The organism is Pseudoalteromonas sp. BZA4 (genome assembly GCF_040104395.1).
Classification (GTDB): domain Bacteria; phylum Pseudomonadota; class Gammaproteobacteria; order Enterobacterales; family Alteromonadaceae; genus Pseudoalteromonas.
Genome location: NZ_JBECOT010000022.1, coordinates 1 through 19,098, shown reverse-complemented (window position 1 = coordinate 19,098; position 19,098 = coordinate 1). Strand labels below are relative to the sequence as shown.

Sequence of the window (19,098 nt, the reverse complement as noted above, 5' to 3'; positions counted from 1 at the left end):
ATAGATTTGCTGTTCATTGTTAATTACCACAGAAATTGTCTATAGTAGGTAAATAGTATAAAACCTGATATTTCTCATGCCGCTAGCGACCGAAACAGATAATAAAAAACTACAAAAACTGAAGCTAGCCTTCTGGTTTTCACTTGCCTGTATCATCGTGATTGGCCTTGTAATCGACCAAATTAATTACAGCCGCGAGAAAGATGCTTTTCGTGCACAGGAGCTGGCAAAAGTAAGTGCCTATCGTGCAGAGCTCGAAGCCACCTTAATATCTAACATTCAACTTGTTAGGGGCCTTGCAGTTGCCGTTGCGGCTGAACCCAATTTAGACCAAGCCCGCTTCACGCAAATTGCCAGCCCTTTATTTTCAACGTCTTCAGAGCTTAGAAACATCGGCGCGGCCCCTGATATGGTTATTCAGATGACTTATCCTCTTGTGGGTAATAAGAAATCTATCGGGCTAAACTTTTTAGAAAACCCAGCGCAGCGTGACGACGCAATTAGAGCACGAGATGAAAATCGTATTGTTATGGCCGGCCCCTTAGAGTTGGTGCAAGGTGGTCAAGCATTGATAGCAAGAATGCCCGTATTCACTCCACCAGAACTCACTTTTTGGGGGCTCCTCTCTGTTGTCCTCGATATAGACAAAATTTACACGAACTCGGGGTTAATCGCGCTAAGTCAGCATTATGATATTGCCCTACAAGGCAAAAATGGCCTTGGTGCTAAAGGTGATTTTTTCTTCGGCTCTAAGGACGTGCTCAACACAAACCCTCTGAGCTTTAGAATTAACTTTCCAGGTGGTGAGTGGCAGATGTACGCCACACCAAAATCTGGATGGCAGCCACCAAGTTCTGCTATTTGGCCGCTTAGACTGGCCATTATTCTATTTTGTATTTTATTTGCTTGCGCCTCAGTATTCTTTTTACGCATGGTCGAAAGACAGTACAAAAGCGAACGTATGTTAGAAACCATGAGTAGTCTTGCTAAAGTCGGCGCTTGGTCTTTTAATCTAGAGACAAGAACCGTCTATTGGTCTGATATGACCAAGCAAATTTTTAAGTTTCCTCTTAATGTACAACCAGAGTGGCCTGCTAACTTTACACATTTCAAAGCGGGTGAAAGCCGAGATAAAATTCGTCGCCTTAACGAGCGTGCAATCAAGTATGGTGAGAGTTTTGAAACTCAAGTACAAATCATCACTGCTGAAGGTGATGAAGTTTGGGTGCTGCTACATGGTGAAGCCGAGCATAAAAATGGCCGTTGTATAAAACTTTTTGGTTCACTACAAAATATTGATACCCGTAAGCGAGATGAGCTAGAAAACAACAAAATAGCCTTACATAATGAGATTTTAGCCTCTCTTACCGTTAATGATGCTGTACTGACTGGTAACCTTAACTTATCTAAACATGTGATTGTGCAGGCAATTTGTCACGCTTTTGATATTGATCGCGCGAGTATTTGGCTATTTAGTGACGACCGCCAGTCGCTCAATACCTTTGCTATTCACGACCAAAGCCAGCCTGAATTTAGCGAGCCGATTTCACTACAACAATTTGAATTTCAAAATTATTTTGATGCCATTAACAATCACGCTGTAATTAATGCCAGTGATGCACAACAACATCCACTGACTAGTGACCTACGTAGCAACTACCTTGATTGGTTTAATATACGCTCAATGCTGACAGTGATCATTCCTACTGGTAGCAAAACAATGGGGGTTGTGTGCGCCGAAAAATGTCATAACCGCAGACATTGGAGTAAAAATGAAGAAAGCTTTTTAATCGCAGTTGCGGCACTCATTGGTAGTTTACACGCCAGTCAGCGCCGTATAGAGACCGAACAACAACTCGTTCAAGCGAAAGAAGCAGCAGAACAAGCAGTAAAAGCCAAAAGTGAATTTTTAGCAAGTATGAGTCATGAGATCCGCACCCCCATGAATGGCGTGATCGGGATGCTCAATATCATCAAACAAACCAAACTAGACACCCAGCAAAACCACCATATAGATTTGGCGCAATCATCGGCTGAATCACTATTGCATATCATTAACGATATTTTAGATTTCTCTAAAATTGAGGCCGGTAAGCTCGATATTGAAAATGTTAGCTTTAATGTATCAAAACTACTTGGCGATACTATCGAATCGTTTGCCATTAAAGCAGAACAAAACAATACCAAGTTGCTGCTAGATACCACACACCTTAATCACGGCTTTATCATTAGCGACCCAAACCGGATTAGACAAATCATCAATAACCTAGTTAGCAATGCGGTTAAATTCACAAAAGATGGTGAGATTATCGTCATCGCCAAACTCGAAACAAACAACGAAGAATTGTTCTTGAACTGCTCTGTTATTGATTCGGGTGTAGGTATCAAGCCCGAAAAGCAAGCCACTTTATTTGACTCATTCACGCAAGCGGATGCATCAACTACACGCCAATACGGCGGTACAGGGCTTGGCCTTGCAATAGTAAAACAGCTGTGTCAGTTAATGGATGGTGATGTCAGTGTGGTTAGTTCATACGGGGAAGGCAGCACCTTTAATTTTACTGTAAAAGTTAAACGTGATCATACAAAGCAAGCGCCAGAGCCAAGCCACATTATAGATAAAAAGCATATTTTAATTGCTGATAATTGTAAGCTCAGTAGCAATATTGCCAAAAAACAATTGCAGCTATGGGGAGCAGAGGTCGAGACCTATACTGATATGCTAAGCTTACTCAATCGTGCTGCAATGCCAACCGATAATGGCTGCGATGCAATTTTAGTGGATTATCTTTTTTATAGCAGCGCAACAAAAGAGCACCAACAAGCATTCTTAAAATACTTTAATGCCACCAGCTGTAAACGAATTTTAATGGCCCCAATGAGTCTTACTGAAAAACAAACGAGACAAACATTAAAAGTTGAGAGTATTATCTTTAAACCATTAACGCAGTCTGATTTATTTAATTCACTGGCGAACGACAAATACATTGAACAGCAGCAGGTTAATAAAGAGGCCTTAATAACCAAGGTCGTGACCAGTAGCGATAATACTGAGTCGCAAGTCTTGCTGGTTGAAGATAATAAAGTGAATCAGATGGTGGCAGGTTCGTTGCTAAAGCAAGCAGGCATTAGTTTTGATATCGCTGAAAATGGCCTTGAAGCAATTGCACAACTTTCAAGCCGAGAGCAAAGCCCCTACCAATTAGTGTTAATGGATTGCCAAATGCCAGAAATGGATGGTTACCAAGCAACACGAGCCATTCGGGCAGGTGAAGCAGGCGCAGCTCATCAGGGGGTTAATATCGTCGCACTCACTGCAAATGCGATGCAAGGTGACAAAGAACGTTGTTTAAACGCAGGTATGAACGACTATGTCACCAAACCCCTTAAATTTGACTCGCTCAATAAAAAATTAACAGTGTGGCTAAGCACTGAAGAATAAAAAAGAGAGTAAAACCATGCAATTATCATCAATTCAACAACGTGTTATTGGCTGTTTACTCGAAAAGCAAAGTACAACACCCGAACATTACCCGTTATCTTTAAACTCACTGACTAATGCATGTAATCAAAAATCTAACCGTGAACCTGTATTGTCTCTCACTGAAGCGCAAGTCCAAGATACCCTCGATGAGCTTATTGCATCACGCTTAGTAACAGTTGATGAAGGGCTATCTGGGCGTGTAAATAAATATGCTCACCGCTTTTGTAATACCGAATTTGGCAGTTTGCAATTTACTGAGCAGCAACGCGCCATTATCTGTTTGTTACTGTTACGTGGCCCGCAAACACCAGGCGAGTTGAGAACACGCAGCAACCGCCTCGCTGAGTTTAGTAACGTCAATGAAGTCGAAGCCGCATTAAATGCACTTATAGAGCAAGAACATGTTGCGCGCTTAGCTCGAGAGCCCGGCAAGCGAGAGAGCCGCTACATGCACTTATTTGTTGACCCAGACAGCATTACTGAGGACATGGCTGCTAATGAGCCTGTTCAAGATAACAGTAGTGAATTGCAACAATTACGAAGCGAAATCGAAGATCTTAAGCAACAAATTAACGCAATAAAAGCGCATTTAGGTCTTTAATAAAAACCGCGCCCGTAACATAATGTAAAAAACGCTGACAACCACAACGAAAAATAGGAGCTCTACCATGCGTGCCGACATTCTGGCGGAAATGAAAGTCCAACCAACTATTGATGTAAAAGCGGAAATCACCCGTCGTGTTAACTTTCTTAAAAGCCGACTTATTGCTGCGCACTCTCGCTCACTTGTATTAGGGATCAGTGGCGGTGTTGACTCATCAACCTGTGGCCGTTTATGCCAATTAGCGGTGGATGAATTAAACCAAGAGCACAACACTAACGAATATCAATTTATTGCTGTGCGCTTACCTTACGGCGTACAAGCAGATGAAGACGAAGCACAACTAGCCGTAGATTTTATTCAACCAAGTAAGCGTATGACGGTTAACATTAAAGCGGCTGTCGATGGCATGCATGAACAAGCAATGGCCGCGGTTGTTGGTGGTGGTGCTGAATTACCAGAGCAAGCTAAAATCGACTTTATCAAAGGTAATGTAAAAGCACGCCAACGCATGGTTGCGCAGTATGAAATTGCCGGTTTCAGCCAAGGCTTAGTTGTTGGTACCGATCACAGTGCTGAAAACATCACTGGCTTTTACACAAAATTTGGGGACGGAGCATGTGACCTGGCACCTTTATTTGGCTTATCAAAGCGTCAAGTTCGTGCGCTTGCTGAGCACTTGGGAGCGCCAGCTGTCCTTGTAAATAAAGCCCCAACGGCCGACTTAGAGTGTGATCGCCCAGGTCTAACTGACGAAGAAGCGCTTGGCCTCACTTACGATCAAATTGATGATTTCTTAGAAGGTAAAGAAGTCAGCAATGAAGTCGAAGAAAAGCTAACAGCAATTTACTTACGTACTCAACATAAGCGCCAAGCGATCCCAACGGTATACGACGAGCTTTAAAAACGGTTAAAACACTAAAAGGGCAATAATAATTGCCCTTTTTCCTTCCTCGTACAGACCCTTAGCAATATTCAAAACCTTCAATCACTCATTATCGGCCGCGCTAAATGATCTAGAGCGCTATGCTTGACGTAAAAGTTAGCAACATGATTGCAGTAAAGATGAAATAGTTCTGTAATTTGGTTTATAGTTGTTACAGTTAAATACATTACATTTCAAATCAAAAATCTAAGGTTTTATATTAGTTTATGTCATCGCCCATTTTAATTACTGGCGCAGGCCAACGTATTGGACTCGCTCTGGCCGAGCACTTTTTAGCGCAAGGGCAAGAAATCATAGTCACTTACCGTACCCGCCATGAAGCAATTGATGTGCTTTCAGGTAAAGGCGCTATTTGCATCCATGCTGATTTTAATAGTGACCAAGCTATCGGGCATTTTATCGAAGAATTAAAAACCCATACCAACCAGCTCAAGGCAATTATCCATAATGCGTCTAGCTGGGATTGCGAAGCAAATAACCACGATTACGCAGACCTATTCGATAACATGATGCGTATCCACGCCAAAGTCCCCTATTTAATTAATTTAGCAGCTTCTGATTTGCTACTGCATTATCAGCAAAACAGTGGCCAAGCCGCAGATATTATTCACTTAACCGATTATGTGGTTGAAAAAGGCAGCCCTAAGCACCTTGCTTATGCAGCAAGCAAAGCAGCGCTTGATAATTTAACCAAGTCGTTTGCCGCTAAATTTGCACCAGACATTAAAGTGAATGCTATCGCCCCTTCGTTAATTATCTTTAATGAACACGATAGCGACGAATACAAAGCCAAAACATTAAAGAAATCGCTAATGGGCATTGAGCCCGGCTGCGCCGAGATTATTAACAGCGTAGAACTATTACTAAGCAGTCACTACATCACAGGTCGTTCTATGCCTGTTGATGGTGGCAGACATTTAAAATAACGAATTACTGAGAAAGCTATGCACGATGATTTAAAAAATAGTTACCAACAAATAATTACCGCAGTAGGTGAAGATCCTGCTCGTGAAGGATTACTCGACACACCAAAACGCGCAGCAAAAGCGATGGAGTATCTGACTAAAGGCTATCGTCAAACATTAGATGAAATCACCAACAATGCGGTATTCACTTCAGATGCCGATGACATGGTATTGATCCAAGACATTGAGCTTTACTCTATGTGTGAGCACCACTTGCTGCCATTTGTTGGCCGCTGCCATATTGCTTATATTCCTGATGGCAAAGTGCTTGGTTTATCTAAGTTTGCGCGAATTGTTGACATGTTCGCACGTCGTTTTCAAATTCAAGAGCAATTAACCCATCAAATTGCTAAAGCGGTTGAAGAAGTGACAGGCGCGAAAGGTGTTGGTGTAATCGTTGAAGCAAAACATATGTGTATGATGATGCGCGGTGTTGAAAAGCAAAACTCAAGCATGCGTACATCGGTTATGTTAGGTAACTTCAGAGCCGATCCAAAAACCCGTAACGAGTTTTTACAACTAGTTAGAGGGTAATGATGGCCAATGCAATTATTAATGTCACTAACCTCAGGCTACGAACCTTTATTGGTTTTAACCCTGAGGAACGTGAGAAAAAGCAAGATGTAGTGATTAATTTAGAAATTCACTACCCCGCTGATCAAGCTTGTGAAACTGACGCAGTCGATAAAGCGCTAAACTACAAAACCATTACTAAAGAAGTGATCAGCCTTGTCGAAGAAGGCCACTTTTTGCTGTTAGAAAAACTGGTTGCTGAGATTTTAGCAATTTGCCACCAGCATCAAAGCGTTCACTATGCCAAAGTACGCGTCGATAAACCTCATGCGCTGCGCTTTGCTGATTCAGTATCACTGACTCTTGATTGGCTAAAAAACTAAAATAGCTTTTCAAGCCCTACCGCAAAGGCAAGCACAACTGAATATCGTGCGCCTTTGCCTAGGGTCACGAGTAACAAAAAGATTGAAAACTTAACCCTAAAAATTCCGCCAACAACCGTCAAAGGGTCGCCGACAATAGGCAGCCAAGCAAATAGCAAACTGTAAATACCGTATTTATTAAATTGCTGTTCGGCTTTGTCTATCGAATTTTGTGAAACGGGAAACCATTTACGCTCTTTAAATCGCATGACTTGCGTGCCCAGCCAATAATTCACACAACTCCCAAGCACATTGCCTACAGTTGCACTTAACCATAACAACCAAAGTAGATAGTCACCACTGGCTATCATAGCTGTCATTACTAATTCTGAAGAGCTAGGTAATAAGGTTGCGGAAATAAACGCGCTGAAAAATAACGATAAGTAGGCCATAAACATCACATAAAAAAGCTCAGCAAATGGCTGAGCTTTTAGTATATGGCAATTAGTTTACTTTATAAATTCTATCGCCATTGGATATTTAACTTCTTTACCATCGTTGGCTTTAATCGCCGATACTACCACCATAATCAATGAGAATAGCGCTACTAATGGCAGCAGGATGACTCCAACGACAACAAACATCAGCATAAAGCACACAATGTAAGCAATCATCATGGTTAATTGAAAGTTTAATGATTTGCGACCATGCTCAGCAACAAGTGGCATTTCTTCTTTTTTTACAAGCCAAACAATCAAAGGCCCAATCACCGAACCAAACGGGAAAAGCAAGCCTGCTAAGGCACTTAAGTGACAAAACATTGCCCATGTGCGCTGCTCTTTATCTGCCACAATTATTTCAACTTTTTGATTATCATCCATTTTAAATTCCTTGTTATGGGTCTGTTTGTATCTCTACTATAAACCGTAATGACTTTTTACCCTAGTTAAATTGGTTAAATTTAAAACTCTCAACCAGCAAAAAAGGCTGTAATCAACGTTGTGATAAAAATGTGATAACTTCGTGAGGGTTTCTGGATATTGCTATTCGATACTGGTTTTGAATCATCAAAAACAGGAATCTCACATGAAAGCTTTACCTTTAACTTTATTCGCTGCATGCGCAGTAACTAGCCTTGCAAGCCAAGCTGCTGAGCTTGATATAAAACTAACTAACCTCACGCAAGGTTTACACTTTACCCCTATTCTCATTACGGCTCATAACAGTGACAGCAAACTTTTCAGCGTTGCTATGCCTGCTTCTACAGCCCTACAGACTATGGCTGAAGGTGGCAATCTCGAGCCATTAATGACTGAAGCCACAGCCGCAAACAGCGACATGGTTGCCAACCCAGCTGAAGGTTTATTAGCCCCAGCAAGCTCAACGATGGCGAGCTTATCCACCAAGGATGGCAATAACTTCTTATCTCTAACAGCCATGCTACTGCCTACCAATGATGGCTTTGTAGGTTTAGATAGTTGGATGATCCCAACCGAAGCTGGTACCTACACTGTTTATCTCAATGCGTATGATGCAGGAACCGAAGCCAATGATGAGCTTGTTGTTGAGGGTTCAGGAATGCCGGGCACGCCAGGCATTCCTGCCGCACCGGGTGGTAATGCGGGTATGAATGGTAGGGGCGTCACCAGTAGCGAAACCAATATGATGGTGCATATTCATCCGGGTAATTTAGGTGACGACGATTTAGAAGCGGGTATGAGTGACCTTGATAACACCGTGCACAAATGGTTAAACCCAGTTGCGATGCTAACAGTTACGGTTAAATAGGAGGTTATTATGCGCTTTTCAAAAAGCTTAATTATCCTCGCATTGAGTGCCGGCCTTGCGGCTTGTGGGGATTCAGATAAATCATCAGACAACATGGATGAAGCGCTGGAAGAAATGACAATGGAAATGGGTGAGATGGCGACAAATCATCAATTTATGGTGGAGGTAGTCAATCTTACCGCTGCTCAACCTTTCTCCCCTGTTGCTGTGATTGCTCACACCGAAGGCATGCTTTGGAAAATTGGCGAGCCAGCATCTGAAGCACTTGAAATTATGGCTGAAGGCGGCGATAACAGCGAGCTACTCGCAGCAGAAATGACAATGCAAGCAGCTTCAGCAGAAAGCCCATTACCACCAGGTGAGCAAGTCACGTTGACCCTGACAACAGGTGAGCTTGATTCATTAAAAATTAGCTTAGCAACCATGTTGGTGAATACAAATGACGCGTTTACCGGTCTTAATGCTATAGACGTGTCTTCGTTAGCGGTTAATGAGTCACTGTCTCGTACTAGTTTTGCCTATGATGCAGGCACCGAAGCTAACACTGAAGCGCAAGGCACGATCCCAGGCCCTGCTGACTCAGGCGAAGGTTACAACGAAATGCGCGACGATATTAACCATGTTGCAATGCACCCAGGTGTGGTTAGTCAAGATGACGGCCTGACAAACTCTGTGCTCACCAGCCAGCATAAGTTTGATAACCCGGTTGCTCGGATCACGATAACGCGGACGCAATAATAATCGCACTCCTTACACAGAAGGTCATAAGGATGTGCCTCTGTGATTTGGAGTGAGCCATGCGCCAAGAAAAATTATTAATCGTCGAAGATGATAGAGCAATCCGCCAACTTATCAGCACACAATTGTACTGCCTAAACTTACATATTGATGAAGCCTCGAGCGCTGAAGCTGCAATAAAGAAGCTTGCCAGCTCAAGTTACGGCTTAGTACTGCTTGATATTAATCTGCCACAAATGGATGGCTTGAGCTTATGCCGCAAAATTAAAGAGCACTACCCAAGTATTGCCGTTATTTTACTGACCGCACTCAGTAGCGATATGGACAGAGTGATTGGTTTGGAAATGGGCGCTGATGATTACATTTGCAAACCTTTCTTCGCCAGAGAATTACAAGCACGAATAAAAACACAATTTCGGCATAGGTCACAACTTATAGCAGCTCAATCACACCATGAAGATAGCGCTCAAGCGGCAATTCAACTTGGAGAACTACACATTGAATTTGCCAGCCACCAAGCATTTTTAGCTGACCAAGCAATTAACTTAACCGCCACCGAATTCGATTTACTGGTCTATTTTGCTAAACACCCAAACCATGTTTTTAGCCGCCAACAATTACTAGACCAAGTATGGGGCTATCAACACAGCGGCTACGAGCATACGGTTAATTCCCACATAAACCGTTTACGCAGTAAGTTTGAGCAACATCACCCAGTCAACTTTATCGAAACAGTTTGGGGGGTAGGCTATAAACTCAACCCCGGTCAATTGAGTGCAAACTAATGAAATCAATGACGCTATATCAAAAACTCGCTTGGTCATTGGTGCTTATTTTTAGCCTGTTGTGCGCACTCGTTTTAAATTGGAGTAAGCAATTAGAACAAAGCTCGGTACATCATGCTCAGCAAAACTTGCACCTCCAACTAGCCGAGCATTTAGTGCATGACAATCCACTGATCAAACAAGGTGTGTATGACTATGACGCGCTTGAAAACTTATTTCACACGCTGATGATACTTGGTCCGGCATTTGAGTTTTATTTTGTAGACCCAGAAGGTCATTTACTGACTTATTCAGCTAAACCGGGGCAAGTCGTTAGGCAGCAAATAAACTTAAGCCCAATACAGCAGCTACTCGACAACCCCACTGCCACACCGATTTATGGTGACGATCCGCGTAGCAAGGATGGCGTAAAAATATTTTCGACCGCGCCCGTTTATAATCAACAGCAACTGCAAGGCTATTTATACGTGATAATTGGCGGGCAGGCTTACGATACAACCCTTAAAAACATTAAAGCCAATGATAACCTCTGGCTTGCCGCCATGTGGTTTATAACCGCCTTAGTTGCGCTCTTTATTGCGATGTTGCTGTTATTTCGGTTTTTCACCTTACCGTTAAAAAAACTCAATAAAGAGCTTAATAAAATAGAAGCGGCTAACTACAGCCTAACCAAAATGTCATTGGACTCTAGCTATACAGCTGATGATGAAATTGGCAATTTAAGCAAAGGCGTCAATGCCATGCTGGCGCGTATCGATGAGCAGTTTCAGTCATTACAGCACGCTGATAGACAACGCCGTGAGTTGCTCACACATTTATCACACGATTTACGTACGCCGCTCTCTTCACTGCACGGCTTTTTGGAGGTGATCAATAAACCGGATAGCCACTTAAACGAGCCCGAGCAACGTCATTATCTCAACCTTGCAATGGATAACTGCCAGCAACTAAAACAGCTGATTGAACAAATTTTTGAGCTGGCTAATTTAGAGTGCGGGCAAGTGAAAATACAATCTGAAACCTTTAATTTGGGCGAATTAATTTATGATTGTGTGGCGAAGCTTGATCTAACAGCGCAATCAGCGGGAATTTCACTCAAAGTTATTCCTAAAATCTGCGATTTTACCGTGACAGCAGATATTGCAAAATTAGAGCGGGTGCTTACAAACTTAATCGAAAATGCCATTCGGCACACCCCAAATGGCGGTGAAATAGCCGTTAAAGTTAGCCAGCAAAGTGATCAGTTATACGTGGCAGTGTCTGATACCGGGGTTGGTATTCATGAGGATGAACTCAATGCGATTTTCGAACCTCACTATCAGGCGCGTAATAGTATAAAACGAGGCTCAACAGGCTTAGGGCTTGCTATTTGCAAGCAACTGCTCAACCTAATGGATAGTGAAATAAACGTAAAAAGTACCTTAGGAAAAGGCAGTGAATTTCGTTTTAATTTAGCTATGCAGGCATCCGCTTAATCACGGATGTCTGTGTTGTTATTATTTTTCGATACCCGCTAAATCGAGCATAAAGGCGTAATATAAAGCGGTATCTTGCAAGCTTTTAAAGCGCCCAGAAGCACCGCCGTGCCCTGCTTCCATGTCGGTTTTGAACAGCAACAGGTTATCATCGGTTTTATATTCACGTAGCTTAGCAACCCATTTTGCAGGCTCAAAATACTGAACTTGAGAGTCGTGTAAGCCGGTGGTGACTAACATATTTGGGTAAGCCTGCTTCTTAACTTGGTCATACGGCGAATATGACAGCATGTAATCGTAATAGACTTTATCATTCGGGTTGCCCCACTCGTCATACTCATTCGTTGTCAGTGGTAAGCTAGCATCTAACATGGTCGTGACTACATCAACAAAAGGCACTGCTGCAATCACCCCTTTATAAAGTTCAGGCGCTTGATTCACAACAGCCCCCATTAGTAAGCCACCTGCACTGCCACCCATGGCAAAAATATTATCCTTATCACCATACTTTTGAGCTGCTAATGATTTAGTCACATCAACAAAGTCATTAAAGCTGTTTTGTTTTTTCAGCAACTTGCCGTCTTCGTACCAAGGACGGCCCAGCATTTGTGAGCCACGGATATGCGCAATCGCAAACACAAAACCACGATCAAGTAAGCTTAATCGAGAGCTAGAAAAGCTCGGATCCATGGTCGCACCATACGAACCATAACCATATTGCATAAGTGGATTAGAGCCGTCTTTTTTAAACTTGTCTTTACGATAAACAAGGCTCACAGGAACATCGACACCATCTCGGGTGGTCACGTAAACTCGCTCAGAGGCATAATTGTCAGGATTAAAATCACCTAACACTTTACGCTGTTTAAGCAGGGTTTTTTCGCCACTTTCTAGGTTGATATCGTAGCTGCTGCCTGGCGTCGTCATACTTGAATAGTAAACACGTAAGTTAGGGTTATCTAACTCACCATTACCATAACTAAAGACCATATAAGTTGGGTCATTAAACGCAACGACTTGCTCTTGTTGGTTACGAAGGTCACGAATAGTGATACGGGTTTGCCCCATTTCTCGCTCTTCGTATACCAAATGATTGTTAAATAACTCGATGCCTTCAAGCTTCACGTTATCACGACCAGCAATTAGCGTTTGCCAATTTGCTTTATCATGAGCCTTATCGCGGTGCACTTTCATAAGTTGAAAGTTAACTGCATTTAAATTAGTAACGATGTAATACCAATCGCCTAACTTTTTGATGTCATATTCAAGCCCTGCTTCGCGTTCAATAAAACGTTTAGGCATTGCTTTGACATCATTAGCATCAATAACCGAGACGCCAGATGCACTGGTGCTACCATGACTAATATAGATCTCTTGTTGGTCTTTACTGTTGTAAATACCGGTGTAATAACTAGTGTTTTTCTCTTCGTAAACGAGTTCATCGTCAGCTTGCGGGGTGCCTAGCGTATGGCGATATACTTGGTAGCCTAACAGCGTTTGTAGGTCTTTTTTGATATAGTAAAAGGTTTTGTTGTCATTAGCCCACACGACATCACCTTCTGTACCTTCAAGACTCTCTGTGAGCATTTTACCTGTGGTTAAATCTTTTACTTTAATTGTGTAAATACGGCGACTCACGGTATCTTCGCCATAAGCCAGCAAATTGCCATTTGGGCTCACAGCTAAACCAGTTACGGCAAAATAGTCATGATTTTTAGCAAGCTCATTCACATTTAAGATAACCTGCTTACCTCCTCCTTGGCTATCTTTGCTGCGCACATAAACCGGGTATTCGTCATCACCGCGCGTTTGTGAGAAATAGTAATATTCCCCTTTTTTTGTCGGTACGGTATCGTCATCCTTCTCAATACGCCCTTTAAGTTCTTCGAACAAGGTGTTTTGTAGTGTTTGTGTATGCGCTAACTTGCTTTCAACATACGCATTTTCAGCATTCAAATGGGCAATAACAGCGGCATCTTTGCGCTTATCATCACGCATCCAATAGTAGTTATCGATACGAGTGTCACCATGGGTGGTCATTTCATGGGGTATTTTTTTGGCGACGGGTGCTGCAACCTGAACTTGCTCTGTAATAACGGCTTTTTCTTTATTATCTGGGACTTTATTACACGCTGATAGAACAGCTAAAGAGAGTGCCGCAAGGCAAAGTGAATGGCCAACTTTCATGGGATTCCTGTATTCGTTTTATTATTCTGTCTCCAATATAAGTAAAAAAACTGCAATATATAAGTAGCCTTTGTGAAGCAATGTAAAAAGGGAGCCGAAGCTCCCTTTTATCACTTATTTATCAAGTAATTACTTTTGCTTACGACGACGCATAAATGCGAACGGTGCAGCAAGTAATGTTAACCATGCTAGTGAACCTGAAGAAGATTTTTTCTTCGGCTCTTCAGCTACAACATCTTCAGCTGGGTCTTGCGTTACTGCAATAGTAATCGTCACCGCTTCAGACATGTTACCAGCAGAGTCAACCGCAGTTACCGATACTTCGATAGAGGTTGTTTGCTCATAATCGATAGCGCCAGCAACCATTAACTCACCTGCATCACTGATGCTAATGCTGTCACTACCTGTCACTTCGTATGTTGCGATAGGAGTTAGGTCAGCATCTGGGTCAGTTGCAGTCACAGTACCAATTACAGTACCTTCGGCCGCATTTTCTTGAACAGAGAACTCACCAAGCTCAGCGTCGATTACTGGATTAACTTCTTCTGGCTCGTCAGCAACGTTCATAACTTCAACAGTCACCATAGCTGATTCAGAGATATTACCTGAAGAATCTACCGCCACAACTTCAAGCTCAATGCTCATCATACCAGCATCGTAGTCAAGCATGTCGCTGTTCATAACAACAACGTCACCTTCAGCAGTTATTGAAACAGCTGAAGAAGTAGAGCTCAATACGATGTATTCAGCGATTGGATTAGCAAGCTCAGCACCATATGTTGCTTCTAATGTGCCAATTACTGTATCTACTGCAGTATTCTCATCTACTGAGAATGAAGCATCATCAAGAATAGGGGCAACATCAGCATCTTCGCTTGGTGTTGCTGCGTAAGCTTTTGAACCTGAGTCAGATAAGATCATGAAGTCTGCGCCAGCATTTAGTAATGTTGCAGAAGCGCCTGGCTCTAATGAACTAACTACTTCGCCTGATTCATCAACTAGAGCTGCATATACGTCACTTGATGCGTCAGTGAATGTATATGTTCCCATCGCAACATCGCCTTCGCCTGATGCAATTGGTGTCCACGTTTCTTCTTCTGTACGGAAACGCACATTTGCAGTTGCGCGGCCAATATCATCAGCAGTTAGGCCAAATGCACCTAAACAGCTTTGCATTGTAAGATGGTTATTACCAATGATTTGGTAAATATTATCAAGGTTACCTGAAGAGCTACCATAGCCGTGAGTGAAGGTAATTGCTGTGCCTGGCTCAACATCGTAGAACCACTCTAGTTTACCATTTTGTACTGTCACATCGTAAGTACCATCTTGGTCAACGTCAAAGTCAGCCATAAAGCCACCCACGTAAGAGTGGGTAATGCCTTCGTTCATGACAAGAGTAGTCAAAGTAACATAACCGCTATCACAGACATCAGAAGACACTGCAAATGTTTCGATTGACGCACCTACTAAGTCTAAACGTTGATCTTCATCTACTTCATCAGTCATAACTGTAGGAGCAAATACTGGTTCAAGAGCTACCGCCCCTGTATTTGTTAACTCATGAGCAACACCATCATCTGTCATTACAGGCATAAAGCTCATTGCCGCATTTGCTTTTGGTAATACGTGATAAACAAGGTGGAATGCTTCATCGCTACCATCAGAGAAGATTAGCGCACCATCAAGCTCTAAGTTAGTTAAATCAGCCGTTGCATCTTGTGAGCCGATATTGTCATCCGTTAATGTCCACTCAGGTAACGTCGCAGGGTCAATTGTTGCTGTCACATCAAATGACATTGTTTGACCTGCTGGCACTGTAATTGACTCTGGGTAGTCAAGTGCGAATGAACCACGCTCAACATCATCTGCATAACGCTGTTCAAGAGAAAGTGTGTACACTTTATCTTCGTTAGAGAAGTTCTTAACTTGAACAGTTTTAGTAAGCTCAACTGTTTCTGATGCACTTACTAAACCAAACGAAAGTGCAGCTTGTTTAGTATCTGCAGCCCAAGCAGCAACTGGTAGGTTAGCCGCTTTGTTTACATCAACAAGACCCGCACCGATATAACTAATTGGCGCAAGCTCAGCGTCAGGGTTGACTGCTAATGGCTCCATAGTCACATTTAGGTTTGCAGTATTCATTAACGTCGCTTTAATTTCAAACGCGTTACGCTCTGGCAGAGCTTCTTTCAATAAGCTCACTGCACCAGCAGTAATTGGGCCCGAGAATGAAGTACCTGTTGCGCCAGTAAGGCCATCACCAAGACCTGGATGAGCAGTCATGATGTTTACGCCTGGTGCTGTAATTTCTGGTTTTAACAGCCCGCCCATTGAAGGACCACGCGATGTAAAATCAGCAATAGCGCCTGACGTCACAAGGCGCTCAACTGTAAGGTTAAATGCGCCACCAGCTTTAAGTGCAGTACCTGCAGCAAACGTTACACCCACAGAAGGGATAGTTACTGAAGGATCTGAGCCACCCATAGGAGCAGGCGTGCCATCGTCAGTATTGTTTGCAATAATAACAAACTCTGCGCCTTTAGCTTGTGCTGCTAATACTTTAACTGTAAATGCACATGCACCGCGGTCGATGATAACGCCTTTACCAGTAAAATCTACGTCGTCAGCAAACGCTTCACACGCAGTTTGGTTCACATCTGGATACACTAGCTCAAGGTTGTCATTAGTGTAGCTAAATGCCACCTGTGGACCAAAGCTGGCAGGTTGCACAATGGCTTCTTCACCATCAACTGTACCACTACCAATTGATTCTTCACCGGTAGGGTGAGTCATCGCACCGACTGAAAGAGCGTTTTCTGTAGTACTAGGGCCACCAACAATGAATGGGTAAGCACCATCATTACCAGCAGAGATGACAACGTTTGTACCAAGTTTAACCGCTTGGTTGATAAATAGGCCTACTGCATCGTTGGCAATATCACCGTAATCGCCACCGAGAGACATGTTGATAACATCAACACGGTCACTAATGTCGCCATTGCCATCAGGATCCATTGCACTTTCAAGCGCTAATAATTGTGCAAGACCAGGACAGCCACTATTACACACAGAGTAAACAAATAGATCTACGTTTGGTGCGATACCATTAACAGAGTGAGAAACGTGTGTACCGTGGTTAGTTGTCACATCAATTGGATCATTGTCATAATTGATGTAGTCATAACCACCTAACACTTTACCTTGTGGCCAATCAACTGAAGCTGGATCAGCAATTGCTGCCGCATATGCCTCTTCAGTACCCGCACCACCAAAGGCTGTATGAGTGTAGTCAATACCCGTATCAAGAACAGCAACGCGAACACCTTCACCTGTTGCTAAACCATTTGATACTAAAGGAGTTGCTTCAATATAGTCAGCGCTGTCAGCAACATGCAACTCATAGTCGTATACAGGGTAAATGCCTTCTACTTGAGAATTTGATAGTAACTTAGCGACATCTTGCTTATTACCATTGACTACGATTGAGCTTACTAGAGTCGAAGTTTTAGCAACAACTTGAAGAGGCAAGTCCATACTATTAATAGCTTGCTCTACGTTTGCTTGTGCTACTTTTGCTTGCGCTTGAATTGACGCTACATCAGCACCCATTGTTTTTGCATTGATACTTGCAGGTGCATTTAATTTTACTAACCAACTGGTTGCTTCACTGCGAACTTTTTGTTCTTTTTTAGTAACTGCGCTCGCTTTGATTAATTTTTTACCGGCAAGATTATATTTTGAAAAGTCATTAGCTTGTGCACTAGCGCACATTGCGCTTGTCACAGCCAAAGCAACTGCTGTTCTTTTTATTAAATTTTTAGACATGGGTTCCCCTGGGATATGTTATGTTATCGTCTAAATAGTGATTGAAACAAAGTTCAGAACCAATATAAAACGGAAACCCCAACAAGAACAACATTTCCGTTACATAAGGATTACAACCAGTCAAACAAAAGAACAAAAAAAACGCACAAAGTACTGTTTTAAAACAACTTTAATATACCAGGTAGAGTTGTAAACATTTGTAAATGAACATTGTGTTGAATTTTAATAAATAGAGTACTTTCAATGAATTCAGAAGTAATCAACATTCTTACCATGGCAAAAGTGATTCAAACTGCTGTTGCACCCGTCTTTTTAATTACCGGTATTGCTGCAACATTAGGCGTACTTTCCAATCGTTTGGCACGTATCACCGATAGAGCTCGGCAGTTAGAACGTAAACTTAAAGTCAGTATTGATGAAGACTTCAATAAGTCATTAACAACAGAGCTAAGGGCGCTGTTGAAACGCTCACGCTGCATTCATATCGCATTTAGTTTAAGTGTACTCAGTGCCTTATTGGTGTGCGCCGTAGTTATGTGCTTATTCTTATCACACATTCAATCAATTAATTTAAGCGTGACAATTGCTAGCTGCTTTGTGGCTGCTATGGCGCTTTTGATATGTGGATTTTTATCTTTGTTATGCGAGGTTTTCTTAGCCACCAGAAGCATGCGCCGTGGCATGATCTTCGCCGATATTGATATTAATGATTAAATTAAACTTAAGTTAAGATTAACCGCAATACACTTGAATATTATATTGAGCTAAGATACAACTCAATTAGTTTACTTTTATGACATCTTAAGGGGCAAAAGGAATGAAATTAAAACAATTAGTAGTAGGCGCAATGCTATCTACAATGGCACTAGGCGCATCAGCAAATTCTGTATTTGAAGAGCCAAGCGATGCAATCGAGTACCGTCAGGCAGCATTTTCAATGATCCGCGTACAAATTGGCGACATGGGCGATATGCTAAAAGGAAAAGTTCCTTTTGATGCAGAACGTTTTCAAAAGCGTGCCGACAATGCAGCAGCACTATCTAAAATGCCTTGGGAAGCTTTCGTAGCAGGCTCAGATAAAGGCGATACATCTGCACTAGCAGCTGTATGGAGCGACAACGAAACCTTTATGAAAAAAGCCGTGGCTTTCCAACAATATGCAGATGAGCTAGCAGTTGCAGCACAAAGCGGCGATAAAAAAGTAATTGGCAAAGCATTTGGCGCATGGGCTAAAGGCTGTAAAGATTGCCATAAGTCTTTCAAAGACTAGTTAAAAATTTGAACTAAAAAGGCGCTTATTAGCTGTCTCTTGATCACAAGTCTGACTCAAGAGATTTAGCTAAATCGTAGCCTTCTAGGATGGCTTGTAATTTAAGCCATCCTTGCCATAACACGCTGACCGATGCACGCCCTGTGCGCTTGGTAT

The 19,098-nt window shown here is 42.4% G+C and carries 16 protein-coding genes; 12 read left to right on the top strand and 4 right to left on the bottom strand.

What is annotated here, in order from left to right:
* The first annotated feature begins 76 nt into the window (after window positions 1–76).
* The 6 genes from ABMY41_RS10955 (at window position 77) to folX (ending at window position 6,892) form a co-directional block, all read left to right on the top strand.
* On the top strand, window positions 77–3,442 hold the full coding sequence (locus ABMY41_RS10955) for an ATP-binding protein (protein ID WP_289098207.1): 3,366 nt from the start codon (window positions 77–79) through the stop codon (window positions 3,440–3,442).
* A 16-nt stretch (window positions 3,443–3,458) separates the two neighbouring features.
* Window positions 3,459–4,085: a DUF480 domain-containing protein gene (locus ABMY41_RS10950; protein ID WP_251603719.1), complete on the top strand. Its 627-nt coding sequence runs from the start codon at window positions 3,459–3,461 to the stop codon at window positions 4,083–4,085.
* 67 nt (window positions 4,086–4,152) lie between these two features.
* Entirely contained in the window at window positions 4,153–4,989 is an 837-nt protein-coding gene (nadE, locus tag ABMY41_RS10945) for an ammonia-dependent NAD(+) synthetase (protein ID WP_349274663.1), read from the top strand.
* A gap of 248 nt (window positions 4,990–5,237) precedes the next feature.
* Window positions 5,238–5,957 (top strand): dihydromonapterin reductase, encoded by a 720-nt coding sequence (gene folM, locus ABMY41_RS10940; protein WP_289098205.1) that lies wholly within the window; start codon window positions 5,238–5,240, stop codon window positions 5,955–5,957.
* A gap of 18 nt (window positions 5,958–5,975) precedes the next feature.
* Window positions 5,976–6,530 (top strand): GTP cyclohydrolase I FolE, encoded by a 555-nt coding sequence (folE, locus tag ABMY41_RS10935; RefSeq protein WP_055199245.1) that lies wholly within the window; start codon window positions 5,976–5,978, stop codon window positions 6,528–6,530.
* Between the two features lie 2 nt (window positions 6,531–6,532).
* The gene (gene folX / locus ABMY41_RS10930) at window positions 6,533–6,892 is read left to right on the top strand and encodes a dihydroneopterin triphosphate 2'-epimerase (RefSeq protein WP_287243755.1); all 360 of its coding nucleotides are present in this window, start codon (window positions 6,533–6,535) and stop codon (window positions 6,890–6,892) included.
* On the opposite strand, the gene ABMY41_RS10925 is transcribed toward folX, so the two are convergent.
* Together ABMY41_RS10925 and ABMY41_RS10920 are read right to left on the bottom strand one after the other, a co-directional pair.
* Complete coding sequence (locus tag ABMY41_RS10925) at window positions 6,889–7,323, bottom strand: YqaA family protein (RefSeq protein ID WP_349274662.1); 435 nt, start codon at window positions 7,321–7,323, stop codon at window positions 6,889–6,891. The two genes, folX and ABMY41_RS10925, sit on opposite strands and share 4 nt — an antisense overlap.
* Before the next feature lie 57 nt (window positions 7,324–7,380).
* Window positions 7,381–7,752 (bottom strand): DUF4870 domain-containing protein, encoded by a 372-nt coding sequence (locus ABMY41_RS10920; protein WP_054563699.1) that lies wholly within the window; start codon window positions 7,750–7,752, stop codon window positions 7,381–7,383.
* A gap of 205 nt (window positions 7,753–7,957) precedes the next feature.
* On the opposite strand from ABMY41_RS10920, the gene ABMY41_RS10915 reads away from it, so the two are divergent.
* The 4 genes from ABMY41_RS10915 to ABMY41_RS10900 are packed head-to-tail and all read left to right on the top strand — an operon-like array spanning window position 7,958 to window position 11,657.
* Complete coding sequence (locus tag ABMY41_RS10915) at window positions 7,958–8,659, top strand: spondin domain-containing protein (protein ID WP_287243751.1); 702 nt, start codon at window positions 7,958–7,960, stop codon at window positions 8,657–8,659.
* Window positions 8,660–8,668: 9 nt separating this feature from the next.
* Window positions 8,669–9,397 carry a spondin domain-containing protein gene (locus tag ABMY41_RS10910; RefSeq protein WP_251603713.1) on the top strand — a complete coding sequence of 243 codons (729 nt, stop codon included), beginning with the start codon at window positions 8,669–8,671 and terminating at the stop codon, window positions 9,395–9,397.
* Between the two features lie 59 nt (window positions 9,398–9,456).
* Window positions 9,457–10,182, top strand: coding sequence for a response regulator transcription factor (locus ABMY41_RS10905; RefSeq protein ID WP_349274661.1), 726 nt, complete (start codon window positions 9,457–9,459; stop codon window positions 10,180–10,182).
* On the top strand, window positions 10,182–11,657 hold the full coding sequence (locus tag ABMY41_RS10900) for a HAMP domain-containing sensor histidine kinase (protein ID WP_289098202.1): 1,476 nt from the start codon (window positions 10,182–10,184) through the stop codon (window positions 11,655–11,657). The genes ABMY41_RS10905 and ABMY41_RS10900 overlap by 1 nt, the downstream gene beginning before the upstream one ends.
* Window positions 11,658–11,678: 21 nt before the next feature.
* Here ABMY41_RS10900 and ABMY41_RS10895 read toward each other — a convergent pair whose 3' ends face one another.
* Together ABMY41_RS10895 and ABMY41_RS10890 are read right to left on the bottom strand one after the other, a co-directional pair.
* The gene (locus tag ABMY41_RS10895; RefSeq protein ID WP_287243722.1) at window positions 11,679–13,844 is read right to left on the bottom strand and encodes a S9 family peptidase; all 2,166 of its coding nucleotides are present in this window, start codon (window positions 13,842–13,844) and stop codon (window positions 11,679–11,681) included.
* 129 nt (window positions 13,845–13,973) lie between these two features.
* A complete protein-coding gene (locus ABMY41_RS10890; RefSeq protein ID WP_289098199.1) occupies window positions 13,974–17,672 on the bottom strand; it encodes a S8 family serine peptidase in 3,699 nt (1,232 codons plus the stop codon).
* A gap of 243 nt (window positions 17,673–17,915) precedes the next feature.
* Here ABMY41_RS10890 and ABMY41_RS10885 point away from each other — a divergent pair, with 243 nt between their 5' ends.
* On the top strand, window positions 17,916–18,386 hold the full coding sequence (locus ABMY41_RS10885) for a DUF2721 domain-containing protein (RefSeq protein ID WP_175083139.1): 471 nt from the start codon (window positions 17,916–17,918) through the stop codon (window positions 18,384–18,386).
* 103 nt (window positions 18,387–18,489) lie between these two features.
* Window positions 18,490–18,942 carry a cytochrome c gene (locus tag ABMY41_RS10880; RefSeq protein WP_058585373.1) on the top strand — a complete coding sequence of 151 codons (453 nt, stop codon included), beginning with the start codon at window positions 18,490–18,492 and terminating at the stop codon, window positions 18,940–18,942.
* Window positions 18,943–19,098: the final 156 nt, after the last annotated feature.

What these genes read in the sequence shown, in the direction of transcription:
- ABMY41_RS10955 (WP_289098207.1), top strand. Translation starts at nt 77, where the DNA reads ATGCCGCTAGCGACCGAAACAGATAATAAAAAACTACAAAAACTGAAG.
- ABMY41_RS10950 (WP_251603719.1), top strand. Translation starts at nt 3,459, where the DNA reads ATGCAATTATCATCAATTCAACAACGTGTTATTGGCTGTTTACTCGAA.
- nadE (WP_349274663.1), top strand. Translation starts at nt 4,153, where the DNA reads ATGCGTGCCGACATTCTGGCGGAAATGAAAGTCCAACCAACTATTGAT.
- folM (WP_289098205.1), top strand. Translation starts at nt 5,238, where the DNA reads ATGTCATCGCCCATTTTAATTACTGGCGCAGGCCAACGTATTGGACTC.
- folE (WP_055199245.1), top strand. Translation starts at nt 5,976, where the DNA reads ATGCACGATGATTTAAAAAATAGTTACCAACAAATAATTACCGCAGTA.
- folX (WP_287243755.1), top strand. Translation starts at nt 6,533, where the DNA reads ATGGCCAATGCAATTATTAATGTCACTAACCTCAGGCTACGAACCTTT.
- ABMY41_RS10925 (WP_349274662.1), bottom strand. Translation starts at nt 7,323, where the DNA reads ATGGCCTACTTATCGTTATTTTTCAGCGCGTTTATTTCCGCAACCTTA.
- ABMY41_RS10920 (WP_054563699.1), bottom strand. Translation starts at nt 7,752, where the DNA reads ATGGATGATAATCAAAAAGTTGAAATAATTGTGGCAGATAAAGAGCAG.
- ABMY41_RS10915 (WP_287243751.1), top strand. Translation starts at nt 7,958, where the DNA reads ATGAAAGCTTTACCTTTAACTTTATTCGCTGCATGCGCAGTAACTAGC.
- ABMY41_RS10910 (WP_251603713.1), top strand. Translation starts at nt 8,669, where the DNA reads ATGCGCTTTTCAAAAAGCTTAATTATCCTCGCATTGAGTGCCGGCCTT.
- ABMY41_RS10905 (WP_349274661.1), top strand. Translation starts at nt 9,457, where the DNA reads ATGCGCCAAGAAAAATTATTAATCGTCGAAGATGATAGAGCAATCCGC.
- ABMY41_RS10900 (WP_289098202.1), top strand. Translation starts at nt 10,182, where the DNA reads ATGAAATCAATGACGCTATATCAAAAACTCGCTTGGTCATTGGTGCTT.
- ABMY41_RS10895 (WP_287243722.1), bottom strand. Translation starts at nt 13,844, where the DNA reads ATGAAAGTTGGCCATTCACTTTGCCTTGCGGCACTCTCTTTAGCTGTT.
- ABMY41_RS10890 (WP_289098199.1), bottom strand. Translation starts at nt 17,672, where the DNA reads ATGTCTAAAAATTTAATAAAAAGAACAGCAGTTGCTTTGGCTGTGACA.
- ABMY41_RS10885 (WP_175083139.1), top strand. Translation starts at nt 17,916, where the DNA reads ATGAATTCAGAAGTAATCAACATTCTTACCATGGCAAAAGTGATTCAA.
- ABMY41_RS10880 (WP_058585373.1), top strand. Translation starts at nt 18,490, where the DNA reads ATGAAATTAAAACAATTAGTAGTAGGCGCAATGCTATCTACAATGGCA.